Below are 16404 nucleotides of genomic sequence, written 5' to 3' on the forward strand. Positions count from 1 at the left end.
CGACCGATATGTTACCCGTGGGTAAGAAAAAGTCCAACGGGTAATTTATTTGGAGGAAGCGATGTCTGACGTCATCGTCGCAGGGGTCGGCATGATTCCCTTCGCCAAGCCGGGAGCCAGCGCGCCCTATCACGAGATGGGGACGGAAGCGGTCAAGCTGGCGCTCGCCGATGCGGGCCTCGGCTACGACAAGGTGCAGCAGGCCTACGCGGGCTACGTCTATGGCGATTCCACCTGCGGGCAGCGCGCGCTGTACCATGTCGGGATGACCGGCATCCCCATCGTCAACGTCAACAACAATTGCTCGACCGGCTCCACCGCGCTGTTCATGGCGCGGCAGATGATCGCGAGCGGAGCGCTGGATTGCGTGCTGGCGCTCGGCTTCGAGCAGATGAAGCCCGGCGCGCTCGGCAGCGTCTATACCGATCGTCCGAGCGCATTCGAGGAATTCGACGCGGCAGCGGACCAGCTGATCGACGCTCCCGGCATTCCGCTGGCGCTGCGCTATTTCGGCGGCGCCGGGCTGAGCCACATGAAGAAGTACGGCACTCCGCTCGACGCCTTCGCCAAGGTGCGCGCCAAGGCGAGCCGCCATGCCAAGAACAATCCGCTCGCACTGTTTCGCAAGGAGGTCACGGCGGACGACGTCATGAACGACCAGGTGATCTGGCCCGGCGTCATGACGCGCCTGATGGCGTGCCCGCCGACCTGCGGCGGCGCAGCCGCCGTGCTGGTCTCCGAGCGGTTTGCCGACAAGCACGGCATCGGCAAGGAGGTTCGCATCGCGGCGCAGGCCATGACCACCGACACGCCCTCGACCTTCAAGGCCGGCGACATGATGCAGCTGGTCGGCTACGACATGGCAAAAGAGGCGGCAGGCCGGGTTTATGAAAGCGCCGGCATCGGGCCCGACGATCTCGACGTGGTCGAGCTGCACGACTGCTTTGCCCACAACGAGCTGATCACCTACGAGGCGCTCGGCCTTTGCGGCGAGGGCGAAGCCGGCAAGTTCATCAATGACGGCGACAACACCTATGGCGGCCGGATCGTGACCAATCCGTCCGGCGGATTGCTGTCGAAGGGACATCCGCTCGGCGCCACCGGACTTGCGCAGTGCTACGAGCTGACGCGGCAGCTGCGTGGCACGGCCGGCTCCACGCAGGTCGAGGGTGCCAAGGTCGCGCTGCAGCACAATCTTGGCCTCGGCGGCGCCTGCGTCGTTACGCTCTACAAGCGGCACTGACAAACATGGTCGATCAGTCCGCCGTAGGGCGCAGCTTCACGCCCGTCACCGCGCGGGTGGAGCCGGGCCGCCTCCGCTATTTTCTCAATACGCTGGGTGAAGAGAACCCGGTCTACCGCAACGCGGACGCGGCGCGGGCGGCCGGATTCGACGGCATGCCGGTGCCGCCGACCTACTTGTTCTGCCTGGAGATGATGGACGTCGACGACCCCTTCGAGATGTTCAGCGCGCTCGGCATCGATCTCGCCCGCGTGCTGCATGGCGAGCAGAGCTTCGCCTATCACGCGCCGGTTCTGGTCGGAGACACCCTGACGTTCCGGCCGCGCGTGACCAGCGTGACGGACAAGAAGGGCGGCGCGATGACGCTGATCGGCATTCGATGCGAGGTGACCAACCAGGACGGCGTGCACGTTGCCGATACCGCGCGCACCATCGTCGTCCGGAACGAGGTGACGTGATGACGGCACCCGGAGACATCAGGGCCGGCGACCGGATCGTCCACAAGGTCTTTCCGCCGATCACCCGTCACACGCTGGCGCTCTATTGCGGCGCTTCGGGCGACCACAATCCGATCCATGTCGATCTCGACTTCGCCAAGGCGGCCGGATTTCCGGATGTGTTCGCTCACGGCATGCTGGCGATGGCCTATCTCGGGCAGGCGCTGACGGATGCGGTGCCACCGTCGCGGCTACGCAGTTTCGCGACCCGATTCGTCGCCATCACCCAGCTTGGCGCCAAGCTGACATGCGAAGGCACGGTGACCGAGCTCTTCGCCGAGGATGGCGAGCGCCGCGCAAGGCTTGCGCTCACCGCCGCCGACGATCGCGGCGAGGTCAAGCTCGAAGGCAGCGCCGTCGTCGCGCTGTAACAGCAAAAGGACTCATTCAGAATGGCAAAACTGCAGGGAAAGGTCGCGCTCGTCACCGGCTCGGGCCGCGGCATCGGGCGCGCGATAGCACTCAAGCTCGCGCGTGAAGGCGCGCGCGTCGTCGTCAATGACCTCGATGCCGAACCGGGCGACGCCGTGGTCGCGGAGATCAGGGCGCTCGGCGGCGACGCCGCCGCCGTGAACGGCAGCGTCTCGGAGACGGGTTTCGCCGACCGCTTCGTCGGAGCCGCGCTGGACAAGTTCGGCGGGCTCGACATCATCGTCAACAATGCCGGCTACACCTGGGACTCCACCATCCAGAAAATGACGGACGAGCAGTTTCAGGCCATGCTCGACGTCCACCTCGTCGCCCCGTTCCGCATCCTGCGCGCCGCCGCCGAGCCGATCCGCGTCTTCGCCAGGAAGGAAGCCGAGGAGGGGCGCGAGGTGTTCCGCAAGGTCGTGAACATCTCCTCGATCGCGGGCCTCTACGGCAATGCCGGTCAGGCGAGCTATTCCTCGGCCAAGGCCTCGCTGATCGGGCTGACCCGCACCATGTGCAAGGAGTGGGGCCGCTACAAGGTCAACGTCAATTGCGTCGCCTTCGGCCTCATCAACACCCGCCTGACCCAGCCGATCGAGGCGCAGCAGAAGACCATCGACGTCGCCGGCCGGGACATCAAGGTCGGGGTGCAGCCGCACATGCTGGAAGCCATGTCGCGCATGATCCCGCTCGGCCGCGGCGGCACGCCGGAAGAAGCAGCCGACGCCGTCTATCTGTTCTGCAGCCCGGAATCCAACTATATCAGCGGCCAGGTGGTCGTCGCCGGTGGCGGCCTGATTGTCTGAGAGCGAGGCGCTGATGCATTACCGATCGTCGTGGATGACCGAAGAGCTGGACACGTTCCGCGACCAGTTCCGCAAGTATCTCGCCAAGGACCTGGCCCCTCACGCCGAGAAATGGCGCGAGCAGAAGATGGTCGATCGCTTCGCCTGGCGCGGGCTCGGCGAGATGGGCGCACTTCTGGCCAGCGTGCCGGAGGAATATGGCGGGCTCGGCGCGACCTTCGCCTATGACGCCGCCGTGCTCGACGATCTCGAAAGCACCGTGCCGGAGCTGACGACCGGCGTCTCCGTGCATAGCGCCATCGTGGCCCACTACATCCTCAATTACGGCTCGGAGGAGCAGAAGAAGCGCTGGCTGCCCAAGATGGCCTCCGGCGAGATGGTCGGCGCCATCGCCATGACCGAGCCCGGCACCGGCTCGGATTTGCAGGCCGTGAAGACCACGGCGAAGAAGCAGGGCAATTCCTACGTCATCAACGGCCAGAAGACGTTCATTACCAACGGACAGGCCGCCGATCTCGTCATCGTGGTCGCGCGCACCGGCGATGCCGGTGCCAAGGGCATTTCGCTGATCGTGGTCGAGACCGCGGGCGCCGAGGGCTACAAGCGCGGGCGCAACCTCGACAAGATCGGGCTGCACGCCTCCGACACGTCGGAATTGTTCTTCGACAACGTCACCGTGCCGCCGGAAAACCTGCTCGGCAAGGAGGAAGGCCAGGGCTTCGTTCAGCTGATGCAGCAGCTGCCGCAGGAGCGCCTTGCGCTGGCGGTCGGCGCCGTCGCCTCGATGGAGCGCGCGGTCAAGCTCGCCACCGACTACACCAAGGAACGGAAAGCCTTCGGCAAGCCGCTGATGGAATTCCAGAACACCGCCTTTACGCTGGCCGAGCGCAAGACCGAGGCGATGATCGCGCGCGTCTTCGTCGACTGGTGCATTGAGCGCCTGATCGCAAAGGATCTCGATACGGTGACGGCGTCGATGGCGAAATATTGGTGCTCGGAAAAGCAGGTCGAGACGGCCGACGAATGCCTCCAGCTGTTCGGCGGCTACGGCTACATGCAGGAATATCCGATCTCCCGCATCTTCATCGATTCCCGCATCCAGAAGATCTACGGCGGCACCAACGAGATCATGAAGCTGCTGATTTCGAGGTCGCTTTAGATCATCGCGCACGCCAGTCGCGCGGCCGGCAGCCGAAGCGCTGCTTGAAGCGCCGCGTGAAGTGGGAGAGATCCGAGAAACCCCAGTCGAACGCGATGGCGCCGATCGCACGATCCGCCATCGCGGGATCCGCGAGATCCCTCGCCGCGCCGTCGAGCCGGCGGTCGATGATGTAGTCGGTGAAGCTGGAGCCCGATCGCGCCAGCAGCTTGTGCACATAGCGCTCGCTGATGCCCACGGCACCGGCGATATCGGCAACCGCAAGGCCGGGCTCGCGGAGCCGCCGGTGAATGGCGCGCTTCACCGCCAGCGCAGTTGCATCGGCGAGACTTTCAGATTCCGCTGCGCCTGCCCGGCTGCGCCGCGACAGGCTCACCGCGACGAGCTCGATCAACGCCCGGAACAGAAGCACGCCCTCCTCCTCGGAGATGCGCAAGGCCCCGTCGCTGAGCGTACGCGCGGTCTCGACGATGAGATGGCCGACATAGGGATCATCGGAGACGCGCGCCGCAGCGACGCCGAACGATGCCGGCAGGCATTCGCGCAAGGCCTCGGCCGGCACCCAGAACGAGGCGACGCGCAATTGCGGTCCGCGGTCGTGCAGAAGCGCAAACTGCCGATCGCTGTCGAAGATGCCGACCTGCCCGGGCGACAGGCTGACCTCGCGATCGCCCTGTTGAATGCGACAACGTCCGGCAAGCTTCAAATTGAGGTAGAAGCAGCTGCGCTCGGACGCCGCGATGTCGGCCGCCGAGCGCCGCACCACGTGCTCGGGAAAGCTGACGCGGTTGATCGCGGCATCGCCGAGACGGATGTGTTCGACGCTGGCAGGAAAGCCGGCTGCGGCCGCCGGCTCCGGCGTCAGATTCATGAAGGCCTGGCAGATCGCCTCGCGATAATAGGCGAACTGCTCCGCCGGCCGGACGCCCCCGGTGTCCCAGGCCGATTGGCGTGACGAAACGGCGCGCTCGATCAGCTGCATCGGTTCACTCCGAGACCAATCCGGTTCACTTCCAGCCAAGCGGCAGATCAGCCGCGCGTCCAGAATTGACGTGCGGCGGCGCCGCTCGGTCAGAACGGCGCGGCCTCGATCTAACCACACCCTCGGGAGGAGCCACAACATGTCGACCTACGTTCTCGTCCACGGCGCCTGGCACACCGGTGCCGAGTTCGAGCCCGTCGCCGCACCGATCCGCGCGGCCGGCCACCAGGTCCACACCCCCACCATCAAGGGCAACCGTCCCGGCGATGCCAAGACGACCGGGCTGAAGGAGGCGATCCAGTCGATCGCCGACCACCTTGCCGAGAACAATCTGAAGGACGTCGTCCTGCTCGGCCATTCCTATGGCGGCATGATCATCACCGGCGTTGCCGACCTCGCGCCGGAGCGCATCCGCCGCCTGGTCTACTGGAATGCCTTCGTGCCCAACAACGGCGAATGCCTCAACGACATGGTGCCGCCGCACTATGTCGGGCTGTTCGACGCGATCGCAGCCGAGCGCGGCGACGGCTCCGTCGTCTTGCCCTTCCCGATCTGGCGCGAGGCTTTCATCAACGATGCCGACCTGGAGACGGCGCAACGCGCCTATGACGTCCTCAATCCGCACCCGCTCGCGACCTTCACCGACAAGATCGCGCTCAAGGCCAATCCGGCCGAGATGCCGCTGGCCAAATCCTACATCAACTGCACCGAGGACACCGCGCTGCCGCACAGCTATGGCTGGCATCCGCGTCTGTCGGAGAAGCTCGGCCTGTTCCGCCTGGTGCAGGTGCCGGGAAGCCACGAGCTGTGCTTCTCCGATCCGGCGCGGCTTGCCAGGGCGATCATGGAGGCGGGAAGGGACTGACAGGTGCGTCCAAGCCGTCGATCTTGCGGGGCGTACCCGATCGGCTTTCGCCGACGGGGGCGCACGGACGAGGACGCCACAGCCCATGTCTTCGGGCTGGATACATGCCGAAGTGGCGATCCCGGGAAGACTCGAACTTCCGACCTACGGTTTAGGAAACCGCCGCTCTATCCGGCTGAGCTACGGGACCGCGGAACCCGGCCTTGCAGGTTCGGCCTTCTCATAGCAGAGGAGGATGCGGTTCGCCAGCTGCAACGCGGGTCATCTCAACGCGCAGAAGGAGCTGTACATTCAGCTCCAGATCCATTGCCCCGGAGCAGCCACATGATCGACAGCATCAGCGCCATCACGCTCGGCACCCATGACATGGCGCGCGCCGTGCATTTCTACCGCTCGCTGGGGTTCGAGCTCCTGTATGGCGGCGAGGCCGCGGCGTTCACGAGCTTTCGCGCCGGCACCGGCTATCTCAACCTGACGGCACAGCCCGATGACAGGCAGTGGTCCTGGTGGGGCCGAGTCATCTTTTATGTCGCCGACGTCGACGCCACCTATGAGCAGGCTCGCGCGGCCGGATGGCAGCCGTCGACCACGCCGCGCGATGCGGAATGGGGCGAGCGCTACTTTCATCTCACCGACCCCGATGGCCATGAGCTGAGCTTCGCCCGTCCGCTGCGCGGCGCGTGACGAGGCCGCCGGCTACGCCCTCATATTGTTGTCCTTCACCACCTTGCGCCAAGTGGCGACCTGCTTGTCGAAGAAGGTCTTGAAGGCGGCGCCGTCCTGGAGCAGCAGCGTCATGTGTTGCGTCTCCTTCAGCTGGGTGGCAGATTGCTCTGCAGCAGCCGCGCCATCGCATCGGTCGATCCGCCCGGCGGAAACGGCACCACCAGCGTGATTTTCGAGGCCCGGGCGCGCGCCGGTGCCATCGCGAGGATGGCGGGCACGGCCAGCAGCGCCCGTCGTGTGATCGTCACGGTCCCCCCCTCGTCGTTGCGCCCGGCTTTTTGCTCTTTGGCGCTCGAGCACGATCGGAAAAAACGGTCAGCGGTTCTCCGGAAAGATCATGCCCCACATCAATACCTGAAGCGCGGAGCGCTTCAGGTCGTTCCGAAGCCCGACCCTGCTTTCCGGTATTCCGGCCGAGGCGGACTGAAGATGTCCAGCACGCGGGCGCCTTCGGGTCCGGCGCGCATGGTGTGCGGCACGTTACCCGGCGTGCGCCAGAAATCGCCCTTATTCACCGCGATTTCCTCATCGCCCTGAACGCGGATGGCCGAACCGTCGAGCAGCACGCCCCATTGCTCCTCGGGATGATGGTGCAGCGTGCCTTGCGCATGCGGGGCCAGCGTCACAACAGACAGCATCGCCTGCTCCCCGGAGAAGATGCGCGTCGTCACTCCGGCGGCCAGCTCGCGGAAAAGGCCATCGTTCGTATCGTCGATGTTGTGGAACTCGTCCTTCTGGCTCACGCCATCCTCCCCTTCGCTTCTCTGATCAGGACTTTCCGTAAGAGCCCTGGTAGCGGCCCTCGCGGATCGCCTTCAGCGTCTCCTCCTCGCGGCTCATCTGGGCACGGACCGCCTGCAGCAGCGCAGTTGCGCCGGCAGCGGGGAACGACACCACGCCATCCTCGTCGCCGACCACGATGTCGCCGGGCGAGATCACGCTGCCGCCGATGGTGACAGGCACGTTGATCTCACCCGGACCGTTCTTGTATGGGCCGCGATGGATCACCGCGCGGGCGAAGCACGGAAAGTCGTCGGCCGCGAAGGCTGCGACGTCGCGGATCGCGCCGTCGATGACATAGCCTTCGGCTTTGCGCCATTGCGCGATGTTCTTCATGATCTCGCCGACCAAGGCGCGCGTCTCATCGCCACCGCCATCGACGACGATGACGTCGCCGGGACCGACCAGTTCGAGCGCGCGATGGATGGCGAGATTGTCGCCGGGCCGCGTGCGCACGGTGAAGGCCGCGCCCACCAGCTTGGCGCCGCGATGAAAGGGCCTCAGCCCCACCGCGCCGGGCAGGCGGGAGAGATTGTCGGAGATGATCGAGGTCGGCGCGTCTCGAAAGCCCGCGATGATGTCGGCCGGCGGTTTCGGCACGCTGTTCGCTGCAATGGCGATCGTCATGTCAGTCCTTCCGTATCTGTCTCAGTCGGCATGCGCCCGCGCTCTCGCCGGCAGAATCCGGAAGGCGCGACCTTCCTTCATCCATGCTGCGCGTTCGTCGCGCAAAAGCGTGCGCCGGACCTTCCCGGAGTCGTCGCGCGGCGGGGCGTTGACGAATTCGAAGCTCTCGGGATGCTTGTAGCGGCTGAGCCGGTCCTTCAGGAAATCCGCCATCCCGTCGGCGATGGCCTGGCCGTCCGCATCGGGCTCCGGCTCGATGATGGCATGCACACGCTGGCCCAGTTCCGGATCGGGCAGCCCAACCACGACGCAGGAGCGCACGCCGGGAGCCTCGGACACCGCGGCCTCGACCTCCGCCGGATAGATGTTGGCGCCGCCGCGCAGTACCATGTCGGCGAGGCGGTCGCCCAGATAGAGATAGCCCTCCGCATCCAGCCGGCCGATATCGCCGAGCGATTCCCAGCCGTCGGCGCGGCGCTTCGGCTCCGCGCCGAGGTAGTGATAGGTGGCGTCCTTGCCGTCGTTGTTGAGAAAGTAGATCTCCCCGGTCTCGCCGGGCGCGACGTCGTTGCCGTCCTCGCCGATGATGCGCAAGCGCGCCATGTCGCCGATCTTGCCGACCGAGCCCTTGTGCGTCAGCCATTCGGTACCGGAGATGATGCAGGCGCCCTGCCGCTCGGTGCCGCCATAGAGCTCCCAGATCCGCTCGGGTCCGAGCCAGGCGATCCAGTTTTCCTTCAGCCACGGCGGCATCGGGGCCGCCATGTGGAAGACCGTCTGCAGGCTCGACAGGTCGTAGGCGTTGCGCACGCTCTCCGGCAGGGCCCAGATCCGGTGCATCATCGTCGGCACGAAATTGACCCATTGCACGCGCTCGCGCTCGATCTGGCGCAGCGTTTCCTCGGCATCGAATTTGGTGAGCCCCGTGAGCATGCCGCCGACGAACAGCGCGTAGTGCGACACGATGAACGGGGCGTTGTGGTAGAGCGGGCCGGGATTGAGCAGCGAGACGCCGAAGGGAATATTGAGCGGCGGGGCGGCCGCGGTATCGGTCACCGCCGGCTGGTGGTCGAGGATCACCTTGGGACGGCCGGTCGAGCCGCCTGAGGTCATCGCTTTCCAGTAGCGCGCCACCGGCGGCGTCAGCGGCTCATCCGAGAAACCTTCCGGCACGAACTCGGCGGGCAACCGGTTCGGCGCATTCCAGTCGGCCTCGCCGCCGACCACGAGCGCAGGCCTGAGAATGTCGAGCACGGCGGCCGCTTCGCCGCGCGGCAGCCGCCATGACAGCGAGGTCGGCGTCGCCCCGCACTTCCAGACCGCAAATGACGTCTCGAAGAACGCGTTGCCGTTGGGCAATCCGATCGCGACGAAATCGCCGGGCTTGACGCCCTTGGCCGCAAACGCCCGCGCGCGCCGGTTGGCGCCGCGCTCGAGCTCGTCCCATGTCAGGGTGTCCTGCCCGTGACGAATGGCGATCGTGCCTTGCGGCTTGCGCTCGGCATACCAGCGCGGCACATCGGACAGGGGCAACAGCATCAGGCGTTTCCATTTTCTTGGCGGCACCTCGGCAGTGAGGGGCTGGCGGCACAAGTGTAACAGCATGCCGCCGCAGCGCTGTGACTCTCGCGCCACGTCAAGCACAAAATGTCAGCATTACAGCCATGAAATTCCCGGGTTCCACGGGTGACAAGGCGACGATAAAGGGGCAAAAATCCGACTCGACTCAGCTCGGGTTGAGTCTTGCAAGGAATGCTCTCGTAGAATGTCGACCGGAGATACATCGCGTCGTGCGGCGCTGCTTCCCGCGGCCGCAGCAGGATTTTTCCTGCTGATGCCTGCACACGCCGAGGCGCAATGGTGGAGACGCGCACCGGTCGATTTCGAGGAATGCGCTGACGCCGCCGAGAAAGCCGCAACCAAGGCGGAGAAGACGGCGGCCCTTGCCGATTGCAACGCCAAGTTTGCCGGCCGCCGCAAGCCGGGCGGCGGCTATTCCTACTACGACTTCCTCCAGGATCGCACCTTCGACATCGCCGGCCCCAATCCGACGCCGGAGGAACAGAAGAAGATCGACGAAGCCTATACCGCCTATCTCGCCAAGCAGCGCCGCAGCAATGAAGCGGCGCAAGCCACGGCCCGCCAGCAGCGCGAGCAACAAGAGCAACAGGTGCAGCAGCTTCAGCAGGTCGCGCTGCGAACCGAAGTCGAGCGCGTGCCGATCCCCGTCGGTCGGCCGAAGGTTCAGCAGGCCGCCATCGGCGATACGCGCGCGCGAGCGAAGGGCGCATGCACCAAGGGCTCCTTCTCCTGCGAATGGCCACGCCTGTCGGAAGGGTTGAACGATCTGAAGAAGCTGTTCAACCCGGCACCCAGCAAGCCGGCGAAGAAGGGTTGAGCCACGCCAGGCCGGAATAGCCTTGCAACAAAACGTAGTCGCGAAGCTGGAGCGCCCTCTGGCGCTGGCCCGGGACGATAGCGGAGGGATGGAGCGTCAGCGCGCGCGCTTCTTCTTGCTGCGCTTCGGTTTGACCACGGGCGGACTCGCAGGCTCCACTACCGTCGGCGAACTCCCCAGCTGCGACCTGCTCTCCTGCAATCGCCTGTCGTAGCCCGGAGAGTTCATCACCGTCGGCGGCCTCGCATGGGCTAGCGTCGATGCACCGCAAAACGCGGTCAGCGCGAGCCCGATCACAAAACGACGCTTCATCCTGTTCTCCATTCCGCTCACGCGTTCCCGCGGATCTGCTGCGGTGTCAGGCGAAGGGGACCGCTGCCGGTCGCCTCGGCTTCCTTGATCAGCGCAACAATGCGGCGCATCAGCGGCACGCTGACATTGTTTTGCTCGGCGAGCGCGATCAGCGCACCCTGGAGATAGTCGATCTCGGTCTTGCGGCCCAGCTTGAGGTCCTGCCACATCGAGGAGCGTGCCTCGGGATCGATCTTCATCGTGCGCCCCAGGATCGCGTTGAAGATCGCATCCGGCAAGCGCAGCAGGGTCGGAGACCAGTTCATCGGGATCGGCGTCGACGACACCGGCACGATGCCGGCGGCCTTCAGCACGGCCAGCCCCTCGGCCATCTGGTCCGCGAACAGCCTGCGCCAGTCCCGGCTGGCCAGTTGCGCGGCGAGCGGCATGTCGGAGAGCGCGCTGAGCGCGTTGTTCAGGTTGATGATCAGCTTGCCCCATTGCACGCCGGTGATGTCACCGCTCGCGCGCACCGCGAGGCCGGCAACCGAGAGCGCAGCGGCCGTATTCTGTGGATCCTCTCCGACGTGGATATCGCCGGAGGTCGAGCGGTGGAAGCGGCCCTCGCCCATCGCGATCACGTTGAAGGGCACCATGCCGGCAAGCACGCGGCGGCCGCCGAGCCGCTCGCGCAGGACCGCGACATTGCCGATGCCGTTCTGAAGCGAGACGATGACCGCGTCCTGCGGCGCATGCTGCGCGATCTGCTCGGCGACAGCGGCGGTGTCGGCGCTCTTCACCGTGACCAGCACGATGCCTGCGCTGTGCAAGATCACGGGATCCTCTGCCAGCGTCAGCCGGCTCACATCGAGCTTCTTCTCGGAGCCGTCGAAATCGGTCAAATACAGTCCGAAGCGTTCGATCTCGGCCTTCACCCGGGGCCGCACCAGCAGCGCGACGCGGCGGCCTGCCGCCGCCAGCATGCCTCCGACGAAACAGCCGATGGCGCCCGCGCCGGCCACCACGATCGGTCGATCCGTCATCACTGAACTCGCTCCCTGAATGGCCGGCCTTCGATAGCAGAGGCAAAGGCCGCTGCCCATCGCGTCGCAGCCGCCTTGTAACCGTCATGAGCGCCTCATATGTTTTCGCCCCGGGGGGCAGTCAGCGGCGAGCGCTCGCCGAACGAGACGCCAAAGGAGAGCACCATGGGTCTACTCGATGTCCTCAACGGCATGCAGAACGGCCCGCGCGGTCCGAGCACAGCGAGCACCGACAAATCCTCCGGCGGCATGTCGCCGATGACCATGGCGCTGCTCGGCCTGCTGGCCTGGAAGGCATTCAAGCATTTCACCGGCAACCAGTCCGGCTCTGCGCCCCAACCGTCACCGGCACCCGCACCTCCGCCTGTGAACGCAGGCACGGGCGGCGGTCTGAGCGACATGCTCAAGGGCGGCCTCGGCGGCCTGCTCGCCGGCGGTGCGGCCGGCAGCATTCTTAGCGGCGGGCTCGGCGATCTCCTCAACCAGTTGCAGCAAAGCGGCCACGCCGACACCGCCAATTCCTGGGTCGGCAAGGGCGAGAACAAGCCGATCGCGCCGGGCGATCTCGCCAGCGCACTCGGCGCCGACCAGATCGACAGCCTGTCCGCCCAGAGCGGCCTGTCACGCGAGGACCTGCTCTCCGGCCTCAGCCAATATCTGCCGCAGGTGGTCGATCAGCTGACGCCGGACGGGCGGCTGCCGACCGAAGACGAGCTCTCGGGCCGAATCTGAGGTTTTGGTCTGAGCATGATCTCTTCGGAGCACGGCGACACACGTCTCTGGATCATGCTCCAAGCGTTCTCAGGAAGGGGAGCACAATCATGAGCATGGGCGGCCTGTTGTGGATCATCGTCGTCGGCTTCGTCGCCGGCCTCATCGCGCGCTGGCTCGCACCGGGGCCGAACAATCCGAGCGGCTTCATCCTCACCACCATCCTCGGCATCGCCGGCGCGTTTCTCGCCACCTGGCTCGGCCAGGCCATCGGCCACTACAACCCCGACCAGGGCGCAGGCTTCATCACCGCAACCATCGGCGCGGTGGTGGTGCTGTTCATCTGGAATCGGCTGGTGGCGAGCGGCGTGATCAAGGGGTAGCAACTCGCAGCGCCCAGAGACGGCGAACCGTCTCCAGATCGTCATGCCCGGGCTTGCCCCGGGGCATCCACGTCTTTCGATCCACGCGGCAACGCGTGGATCGCCGGGTCAAGCCGGGCCATGACGGGGAAAGAGCGCGCCAATCACGTCACCAAATGCATGCCCGCATCCATGCGCACGACTTCGCCGGTCATGTTGCTGGAGGCCGGCATTGCCAGGAAGCAGACGAGCTGGGCGATGTCTTCCGCTGTCGACGCGACCTTCAGCGGCACTTTGGCCACCACGCTGTCGCGCACCTGCTTGGCGCCGGCCTCGCCGCGGCCCTTGGTGAACCAGGGCGTGTCGATATAGCCGGGGCAGACCGTGTTGACGCGGATCAGCGGCGCCAGCGCGCGCGACAGTGACAGCGTCATGGTATTGAGCGCGCCCTTGCTCGCGGCGTAGGCGATCGACGAGCCGACGCCGCTGATGCCGGCGACCGAGGAGACGTTGACCACCGCGGACGGTCGCTCCGAAGCCTTGGCGCCGGCCTCGAGCAGGCTGCGCGCAGCGCGCACCATCTGGAACGGGCCGATGGTGTTGACGCCGTAGATCCGCTGGAAGTCCTCCGCTGACAATCCATCGAGATCGGCGTGAGCGACATGCTTGGTGGTGCCGGCATTGTTGACGAGGATATCCAGCCGGCCCCAGGGCGCAGCGGCAGCCACGATCTTGCGACAATCGTCATCCCTGGAGACGTCGCCCTGCGCGACCAGGACCTCCGCGGCGCCGGCCTTGCGGCAGAGCTCGGCCGTGGCCTCGGCCTCCTTCTGGCTCGACGAATAGTTGATGACGAGCCGCGCTCCGCTCCGGGCGAGAATTTCCGCAGTCGCCGCGCCGAGACCGGACGCCGACCCCGTCACGATTGCGCATAAGCCGTCCTTTGCCATCCTGAAATTCCTTCCCCTGTTCTGACGTCGGCATCATGTTTAGCGAGTTTGCCGCGCCCTGCAAATCGAGCAAACTCCGCTAAGCGGAATTAGTCTTCTGCGGTCCTCGCGCCCATGCCCAGGCCGCAGGTTGATCTGCGATCAACGCTTGTCAGGGCCATGGCTTTTTCGGATCATCGGGCGCAAGAAGAGCCTGCGCGCCGCCCGAAGGGGCGCGCCAATGGGCAAAACACGGGGAACGCTGTGGCGGAGAGTGACAATATCGTCGTCGAGACCGCGGAGAAGATCTTCGCCGATCTCGCCGATCCGCAAACCATCAACAACGACAAGAAAGATTCATGGCAGGCGCCGCTCTGGCAGGCGCTGAGCGAAGCCGGCCTGCCGCTGGCCTGGGTGCCCGACGATCTCGGCGGCTCCGGTGCCAGCCTTGCCGATGGCTTTGCCTTGCTGAATGCCGCGGGGCGTTTCGCCGTCGCGGTTCCCCTGGCCGAGACCATGCTGGCAGGCTGGCTGCTGGCGCAGGCGAAGATCGCCTCGCCCGAAGGCGAGATGACGGTGCTGCCGGCCTCACCGAAGGACCGTGTAACGCTCGATGCCGACGGCGCGCTTTCCGGCCGCGCGCGCGGCGTGCCATTTGCCAAGGCGGCGAAGCACTTTGCGGTGCTGGTGCACAGCAAGGACGGCGTTTCCATCGCCCTGGTCGATGCGGCCAAGGTGCGCATCGAGGCGGGCCTCAACGTTGGCTATGACCACAGCGACACCGTGACGCTCGACAGGGTCCAGCCCGTCACCATCAAGCCTGCGCCGAAAGGCCTCGACCAGACCAATCTGATGCTGATGGGCGGCGTTGTACGCAGCCTTCAGATCGCGGGTGCGCTGGAGTCCATGCTCGACATCTCCGTGCGCTATTCCAACGAGCGCGTCGCTTTCGAGAAGAAGATCTCGAAATTCCAGGCCGTGCAGCACAATCTCGCGCGCCTTGCCGGCGAATCCGCCGCAGCGCTGGCCGCTGCAACATCCGCGGCCGACGCCATCGCGAATGCAAAGTCGTTCAACGACGAGGTCTATCTCGAAGCCGCCTCGGCCAAGATCCGCTGCGCCGAAGCCGCGGAGAAAGGCGGCGGCATCGCGCATCAGGTTCACGGCGCCATCGGCTTCACCATGGAGCACATCCTGCACCGTTATTCCCTGCGCGCGCTGGCCTGGCGCGACGATTTCGGCTCGGAAAGCTACTGGGCGGTCGAGCTCGGCAAGCTGGTCGCAAACCGCGGCGCCGACGAATTGTGGCCGCTCGTGGCGTCGCGCTGATCCGGGAGATACACAATGACCGCTGCCCTCCGTTTCGATCCGATCCGCCTCCCCGAGAAGTGCGAGCAATTGCGCAAGGAAGTGCGCGCCTTCCTTGCGGAGGAGATCGCCGCCGGCACCTTCGATCCGCACCAGCCCAACCGCGAAGACACCGATGCGCCGGAATTTTCCCGCCGGGTCGGCGCCAAAGGCTGGCTGGGGATGACCTGGCCGAAGAAATATGGCGGCCAGGAGCGCTCCTTCCTCGAACGCTATGTCGTGACCGAGGAAATGCGTGTCGCCAACGCGCCGACGCGGCGCTTCTTCGTGGCCGATCGTCAGAGCGGACCGGTGCTGCTGAAATATGCGCCCGAGCACATCAAGATGGACATCCTGCCCCGCATCTGCCGCGGCGAGATCTGTTTCGCCATCGGCATGAGCGAGCCGAACTCGGGCTCCGATTTGTTCGCCGCGAAGACGCGCGCGACCAAGACCGACGGCGGCTATCTCATCAACGGCACCAAGATCTGGACCTCGTCGGCGCACATCGCCGACTACATGATCGCGATCTTCCGGACCTCGCCGCCGACCAAGGAGAACCGCCGCCACGGCCTGACCCAATTTCTGGTCAAGATGAAGCAGCCGGGCATCAAGGTGAACCCGATCGGCCAGATCACCGGCCAGTACGAGTTCAACGAAGTCGTCTTCACCGATTACTTCATCCCCGATGATCACGTGCTCGGCGAGGTCGACGGTGCCTGGAAGCAGGCGACGAGCGAGCTCGCCTATGAACGCTCCGGCCCCGAGCGCTTCCTCGAGACCTATTACGTGCTCACCGAGCTCGTCCGCGCGGTCGGCCCCGATCCCGATACGCGCAGCGCCGAGGGCATCGGGCGCCTCGTCGCGCAACTCCATACGATGCGGCGCATGTCGGTCTCCGTTGCCGGCATGCTGGAAGCGGGCAAGGAGCCGGTGGTGGAGGCCTCGATCGTCAAGGACATCGGCACCGTCTGGGAGCAGCAGCTGCCGCATCGCGTGCGCGATCTCGCCGCCTTCGTCGAGGAGACCGCGACCAACCGCGAGACCCTGGAGCGGCAGCTCGACTTCGCCATCAAGACCGCGCCGAAACTCACCATCCAGGGCGGCACCACGGAAGTGCTGCGCGGCATCATCGCCCGCGGACTTGGCCTGCGATAGATGGGATCGAAACCTTCGCCCCGCGCTCCGTCCACCTCTCCCGTCGGGAGAGGTGGTTCTTCGCTA

Annotated in this window: 20 protein-coding genes and 1 tRNA gene; 12 read left to right on the top strand and 9 right to left on the bottom strand. The window is 65.7% G+C overall.

Annotated elements, in window-relative coordinates:
* Window positions 1-61: 61 nt before the first annotated feature.
* Genes ASG57_RS08590 through ASG57_RS08610 form a run of 5 tightly spaced genes read left to right on the top strand, consistent with a single transcriptional unit; the run spans window position 62 to window position 4119 of the window.
* Complete coding sequence (locus tag ASG57_RS08590; RefSeq protein ID WP_057196089.1) at window positions 62-1243, top strand: lipid-transfer protein; 1182 nt, start codon at window positions 62-64, stop codon at window positions 1241-1243.
* A gap of 5 nt (window positions 1244-1248) precedes the next feature.
* Window positions 1249-1701, top strand: a complete 453-nt coding sequence (locus ASG57_RS08595; protein ID WP_057196057.1) for a MaoC family dehydratase N-terminal domain-containing protein — start codon at window positions 1249-1251, stop codon at window positions 1699-1701.
* Window positions 1701-2111, top strand: a complete 411-nt coding sequence (locus tag ASG57_RS08600) for a MaoC family dehydratase (RefSeq protein WP_057196058.1) — start codon at window positions 1701-1703, stop codon at window positions 2109-2111. The genes ASG57_RS08595 and ASG57_RS08600 overlap by 1 nt, the downstream gene beginning before the upstream one ends.
* A gap of 21 nt (window positions 2112-2132) precedes the next feature.
* Window positions 2133-2960, top strand: coding sequence for an SDR family NAD(P)-dependent oxidoreductase (locus tag ASG57_RS08605; protein ID WP_057196059.1), 828 nt, complete (start codon window positions 2133-2135; stop codon window positions 2958-2960).
* A 13-nt stretch (window positions 2961-2973) separates the two neighbouring features.
* The gene (locus ASG57_RS08610) at window positions 2974-4119 is read left to right on the top strand and encodes an acyl-CoA dehydrogenase family protein (protein ID WP_057196060.1); all 1146 of its coding nucleotides are present in this window, start codon (window positions 2974-2976) and stop codon (window positions 4117-4119) included.
* Between the two features lies 1 nt (window position 4120).
* On the opposite strand, the gene ASG57_RS08615 is transcribed toward ASG57_RS08610, so the two are convergent.
* Window positions 4121-5101 (bottom strand): helix-turn-helix domain-containing protein, encoded by a 981-nt coding sequence (locus ASG57_RS08615; protein ID WP_028145884.1) that lies wholly within the window; start codon window positions 5099-5101, stop codon window positions 4121-4123.
* 139 nt (window positions 5102-5240) lie between these two features.
* On the opposite strand from ASG57_RS08615, the gene ASG57_RS08620 reads away from it, so the two are divergent.
* On the top strand, window positions 5241-5966 hold the full coding sequence (locus tag ASG57_RS08620; RefSeq protein WP_057196061.1) for an alpha/beta fold hydrolase: 726 nt from the start codon (window positions 5241-5243) through the stop codon (window positions 5964-5966).
* Window positions 5967-6079: 113 nt separating this feature from the next.
* Here ASG57_RS08620 and ASG57_RS08625 read toward each other — a convergent pair.
* Window positions 6080-6156: transfer RNA gene (locus ASG57_RS08625), tRNA-Arg, on the bottom strand.
* 134 nt (window positions 6157-6290) lie between these two features.
* Between ASG57_RS08625 and ASG57_RS08630 the strand changes: the two genes are divergently transcribed.
* On the top strand, window positions 6291-6650 hold the full coding sequence (locus ASG57_RS08630) for a VOC family protein (RefSeq protein WP_057196062.1): 360 nt from the start codon (window positions 6291-6293) through the stop codon (window positions 6648-6650).
* A gap of 128 nt (window positions 6651-6778) precedes the next feature.
* On the opposite strand, the gene ASG57_RS37595 is transcribed toward ASG57_RS08630, so the two are convergent.
* From ASG57_RS37595 to ASG57_RS08645, 4 genes are all read right to left on the bottom strand, one after another.
* Window positions 6779-6940 carry a hypothetical protein gene (locus ASG57_RS37595; RefSeq protein ID WP_155248412.1) on the bottom strand — a complete coding sequence of 54 codons (162 nt, stop codon included), beginning with the start codon at window positions 6938-6940 and terminating at the stop codon, window positions 6779-6781.
* Window positions 6941-7063: 123 nt separating this feature from the next.
* Window positions 7064-7435, bottom strand: coding sequence for a cupin domain-containing protein (locus tag ASG57_RS08635; protein WP_024339212.1), 372 nt, complete (start codon window positions 7433-7435; stop codon window positions 7064-7066).
* Window positions 7436-7460: 25 nt separating this feature from the next.
* Window positions 7461-8099 carry an RraA family protein gene (locus tag ASG57_RS08640; RefSeq protein ID WP_057196063.1) on the bottom strand — a complete coding sequence of 213 codons (639 nt, stop codon included), beginning with the start codon at window positions 8097-8099 and terminating at the stop codon, window positions 7461-7463.
* 21 nt (window positions 8100-8120) lie between these two features.
* Complete coding sequence (locus ASG57_RS08645) at window positions 8121-9638, bottom strand: AMP-binding protein (protein WP_024339214.1); 1518 nt, start codon at window positions 9636-9638, stop codon at window positions 8121-8123.
* Window positions 9639-9864: 226 nt separating this feature from the next.
* On the opposite strand from ASG57_RS08645, the gene ASG57_RS08650 reads away from it, so the two are divergent.
* Window positions 9865-10497 (top strand): hypothetical protein, encoded by a 633-nt coding sequence (locus ASG57_RS08650; protein WP_024339215.1) that lies wholly within the window; start codon window positions 9865-9867, stop codon window positions 10495-10497.
* 96 nt (window positions 10498-10593) lie between these two features.
* On the opposite strand, the gene ASG57_RS08655 is transcribed toward ASG57_RS08650, so the two are convergent.
* Window positions 10594-10809, bottom strand: a complete 216-nt coding sequence (locus ASG57_RS08655) for a hypothetical protein (RefSeq protein ID WP_057196090.1) — start codon at window positions 10807-10809, stop codon at window positions 10594-10596.
* A gap of 17 nt (window positions 10810-10826) precedes the next feature.
* Window positions 10827-11834, bottom strand: coding sequence for a 2-dehydropantoate 2-reductase (locus ASG57_RS08660; protein WP_057196064.1), 1008 nt, complete (start codon window positions 11832-11834; stop codon window positions 10827-10829).
* A gap of 162 nt (window positions 11835-11996) precedes the next feature.
* On the opposite strand from ASG57_RS08660, the gene ASG57_RS08665 reads away from it, so the two are divergent.
* Both ASG57_RS08665 and ASG57_RS08670 read left to right on the top strand, forming a co-directional pair.
* Window positions 11997-12563, top strand: coding sequence for a YidB family protein (locus ASG57_RS08665; RefSeq protein WP_057196091.1), 567 nt, complete (start codon window positions 11997-11999; stop codon window positions 12561-12563).
* Between the two features lie 89 nt (window positions 12564-12652).
* Window positions 12653-12925, top strand: a complete 273-nt coding sequence (locus tag ASG57_RS08670) for a GlsB/YeaQ/YmgE family stress response membrane protein (RefSeq protein WP_196232368.1) — start codon at window positions 12653-12655, stop codon at window positions 12923-12925.
* A gap of 143 nt (window positions 12926-13068) precedes the next feature.
* On the opposite strand, the gene ASG57_RS08675 is transcribed toward ASG57_RS08670, so the two are convergent.
* A complete protein-coding gene (locus ASG57_RS08675) occupies window positions 13069-13854 on the bottom strand; it encodes an SDR family NAD(P)-dependent oxidoreductase (RefSeq protein WP_024339219.1) in 786 nt (261 codons plus the stop codon).
* Between the two features lie 243 nt (window positions 13855-14097).
* On the opposite strand from ASG57_RS08675, the gene ASG57_RS08680 reads away from it, so the two are divergent.
* Both ASG57_RS08680 and ASG57_RS08685 read left to right on the top strand, forming a co-directional pair.
* On the top strand, window positions 14098-15162 hold the full coding sequence (locus ASG57_RS08680) for an acyl-CoA dehydrogenase family protein (protein ID WP_057196092.1): 1065 nt from the start codon (window positions 14098-14100) through the stop codon (window positions 15160-15162).
* Window positions 15163-15177: 15 nt separating this feature from the next.
* On the top strand, window positions 15178-16338 hold the full coding sequence (locus ASG57_RS08685) for an acyl-CoA dehydrogenase family protein (protein WP_024339221.1): 1161 nt from the start codon (window positions 15178-15180) through the stop codon (window positions 16336-16338).
* Window positions 16339-16404: the final 66 nt, after the last annotated feature.

The sequence above is a fragment of the Bradyrhizobium sp. Leaf396 genome (genome assembly GCF_001424605.1).
Taxonomy (GTDB): domain Bacteria; phylum Pseudomonadota; class Alphaproteobacteria; order Rhizobiales; family Xanthobacteraceae; genus Bradyrhizobium; species Bradyrhizobium japonicum_C.

What these genes read in the sequence shown, in the direction of transcription:
- ASG57_RS08615 (WP_028145884.1), bottom strand. Translation starts at nt 5,101, where the DNA reads ATGCAGCTGATCGAGCGCGCCGTTTCGTCACGCCAATCGGCCTGGGAC.
- ASG57_RS08675 (WP_024339219.1), bottom strand. Translation starts at nt 13,854, where the DNA reads ATGGCAAAGGACGGCTTATGCGCAATCGTGACGGGGTCGGCGTCCGGT.
- ASG57_RS08610 (WP_057196060.1), top strand. Translation starts at nt 2,974, where the DNA reads ATGCATTACCGATCGTCGTGGATGACCGAAGAGCTGGACACGTTCCGC.
- ASG57_RS08645 (WP_024339214.1), bottom strand. Translation starts at nt 9,638, where the DNA reads ATGCTGTTGCCCCTGTCCGATGTGCCGCGCTGGTATGCCGAGCGCAAG.
- ASG57_RS08655 (WP_057196090.1), bottom strand. Translation starts at nt 10,809, where the DNA reads ATGAAGCGTCGTTTTGTGATCGGGCTCGCGCTGACCGCGTTTTGCGGT.
- ASG57_RS08640 (WP_057196063.1), bottom strand. Translation starts at nt 8,099, where the DNA reads ATGACGATCGCCATTGCAGCGAACAGCGTGCCGAAACCGCCGGCCGAC.
- ASG57_RS08685 (WP_024339221.1), top strand. Translation starts at nt 15,178, where the DNA reads ATGACCGCTGCCCTCCGTTTCGATCCGATCCGCCTCCCCGAGAAGTGC.
- ASG57_RS08630 (WP_057196062.1), top strand. Translation starts at nt 6,291, where the DNA reads ATGATCGACAGCATCAGCGCCATCACGCTCGGCACCCATGACATGGCG.
- ASG57_RS08665 (WP_057196091.1), top strand. Translation starts at nt 11,997, where the DNA reads ATGGGTCTACTCGATGTCCTCAACGGCATGCAGAACGGCCCGCGCGGT.
- ASG57_RS08600 (WP_057196058.1), top strand. Translation starts at nt 1,701, where the DNA reads ATGACGGCACCCGGAGACATCAGGGCCGGCGACCGGATCGTCCACAAG.
- ASG57_RS08620 (WP_057196061.1), top strand. Translation starts at nt 5,241, where the DNA reads ATGTCGACCTACGTTCTCGTCCACGGCGCCTGGCACACCGGTGCCGAG.
- ASG57_RS08605 (WP_057196059.1), top strand. Translation starts at nt 2,133, where the DNA reads ATGGCAAAACTGCAGGGAAAGGTCGCGCTCGTCACCGGCTCGGGCCGC.
- ASG57_RS08590 (WP_057196089.1), top strand. Translation starts at nt 62, where the DNA reads ATGTCTGACGTCATCGTCGCAGGGGTCGGCATGATTCCCTTCGCCAAG.
- ASG57_RS08670 (WP_196232368.1), top strand. Translation starts at nt 12,653, where the DNA reads ATGAGCATGGGCGGCCTGTTGTGGATCATCGTCGTCGGCTTCGTCGCC.
- ASG57_RS08595 (WP_057196057.1), top strand. Translation starts at nt 1,249, where the DNA reads ATGGTCGATCAGTCCGCCGTAGGGCGCAGCTTCACGCCCGTCACCGCG.
- ASG57_RS08650 (WP_024339215.1), top strand. Translation starts at nt 9,865, where the DNA reads ATGTCGACCGGAGATACATCGCGTCGTGCGGCGCTGCTTCCCGCGGCC.